At 54.2% G+C, this 212-nt stretch carries 1 protein-coding gene; it reads right to left on the bottom strand.

All coding sequences use genetic code 11. The features are described 5' to 3' along the window. Positions 1-212, bottom strand: a 212-nt coding sequence (locus A3709_RS01470) for an acyl-CoA dehydrogenase family protein (protein ID WP_255359707.1), incomplete at both ends; no start/stop codon positions are given.

Here is a 212-nt window from a genome sequence, read left to right on the forward strand (position 1 = left end):
ACCCAGAATCTGCATGGCCTCGCGGGCACAGAATTCCATGGTCTGGCTACACTGAACCTTGAGCAGGGCAATATCTCCAAACACCGCGCGGCCCGCGATAATCTCCCGGGTGCAGTGATTAATCATGGCCTGACAAGCGTTGATCTGCTGTTTCATCTCAGCGATTTTATGGCGAATGACCTGGTGATCGGCCAGACGCTTGCCGAAGGTTT

This window comes from Halioglobus sp. HI00S01 (genome assembly GCF_001635445.1).
GTDB lineage: Bacteria > Pseudomonadota > Gammaproteobacteria > Pseudomonadales > Halieaceae > Halioglobus > Halioglobus japonicus.